The organism is Streptomyces lushanensis (assembly GCF_001700515.1).
Lineage (GTDB): Bacteria > Actinomycetota > Actinomycetes > Streptomycetales > Streptomycetaceae > Streptomyces > Streptomyces lushanensis.
Genome location: NZ_MAUD01000679.1, coordinates 1 through 1,341, shown reverse-complemented (window position 1 = coordinate 1,341; position 1,341 = coordinate 1). Strand labels below are relative to the sequence as shown.

The 1,341-nt window shown below is 71.4% G+C and carries 1 protein-coding gene and 1 pseudogene; both read right to left on the bottom strand.

Annotated elements, in window-relative coordinates:
• Positions 1–66: 66 nt before the first annotated feature.
• The gene (locus BFF77_RS37630) at positions 67–462 is read right to left on the bottom strand and encodes a hypothetical protein (RefSeq protein ID WP_066957133.1); all 396 of its coding nucleotides are present in this window, start codon (positions 460–462) and stop codon (positions 67–69) included.
• A 39-nt stretch (positions 463–501) separates the two neighbouring features.
• Positions 502–1,329 (bottom strand): annotated as a pseudogene (locus tag BFF77_RS32350) (polysaccharide deacetylase family protein); the annotation flags it as partial.
• Positions 1,330–1,341: the final 12 nt, after the last annotated feature.

Here is a 1,341-nt window from a genome sequence, read left to right as displayed (position 1 = left end):
CACCGGACGCACACGCCGCGCGCACCGCCGGGGGCGCCGCCACGCGCACCGCCGGGGCCCCCGCGCTCACAGCCTGGCTCCCGCGTTCACGCCGGGGCCGCCGGGGCCCGCACCGGGATCCGGGTCCAGGGCCGGCCGCTCCTCCCCCGGGCACATCTCCCGGGGCTGCGGAGCGAGCCGTACGGCACCCGGCCCGCCGTCCGCCCCCGGCACCGGGGGCCGCGCGTGCGGGCCGACCTTCTGCGCCGCCTTGCGGCCGAGCCGTTCGATCGGGTCCACCGGATCGGACGACTGCGCGCAGCCGGCGGTGATGAGCGCGCCGGCCGCCAGCGCACCGGCCAGCAGCCGGTAGTCGGGTCTCGTACGGCCTCCGGTGGCCCCGCGGCGCTTACGGGCCGCGTCCGCCGGGGCGACAGGAGCGACCGGGCCGACCGGGCCGCACGCGTCCTCCCCGAGCCTCATGGCCGCTGCCCCGGTGTCATACGTACTCCTCCAGCGATGTCATACGTAGTCCTCCAGCTTGCCCACGGCGTACCCCTTGTCCGTGATCACCTTCATCACCTGCCGGATCATGTCGGGCATGGAGCCCGCCCACTCGTCCGGGCCGCGGAAGTGGGTGAGGATGATGTCGCCGGGGTGCATGTCCTTGTCCCACTCACGCCACTCCATGTGGTCGGGAAATGCCTCCGACGCCCACAGGGGGGCGGCCTTCACACCGCACTCCTTGGCGGCCACCAGCGTGTCGCGGTTGTAGTTGCCGAACGGCGGCCGGAAGAGCGTGGGCCGGTGTCCGTACCGCTGCTGGAGCTTGTCCTGCTGACCGCAGATCTCCCGCTTCTGCTCGTCGTAGGACAGGCCGGGCAGATAGGGGTGGTTGAGCGTGTGGTTGTTCAGCGTCACCCCGTTGTCCTGCATCTTCTTGAAGTAGTCGTAGTTGTTGCTGATGACGTAGTCGCTGAGGAAGGCGGTGTACGGGATCTTCAGCTCGCTCATCATCCGCAGCAGCTCGGGATCCTTCTCCGAGCCGTCGTCGATGGTCAGGAAGACGACCTTGTCCTTGGTCGGGACGGTCGTGAAGATCGGCGGCAGTTCCTCGCTGTCCTGGACCTCGAAGCCCTCACGGGTGGTGATGGCCGGCTTGACGGTCGGCGGCCGGGGCGCGGGCAGCGGAGTGGCACTGAGCCCCCACTTCTTGGCCGCGATCGCACGGGCCGCCTGATTGCGGCGGAGATTGTCGGCGTAACCGGCGATCATGCCCGCCGGGGCCTCCTTCTGCGCCTGCGGGGCGCCGTGGCCAGGACCGCCCGGCTGACCCGGGTGCCCGGCCGCCGACCGTCAAGC

What these genes read in the sequence shown, in the direction of transcription:
- BFF77_RS37630 (WP_066957133.1), bottom strand. Translation starts at nt 462, where the DNA reads ATGAGGCTCGGGGAGGACGCGTGCGGCCCGGTCGGCCCGGTCGCTCCT.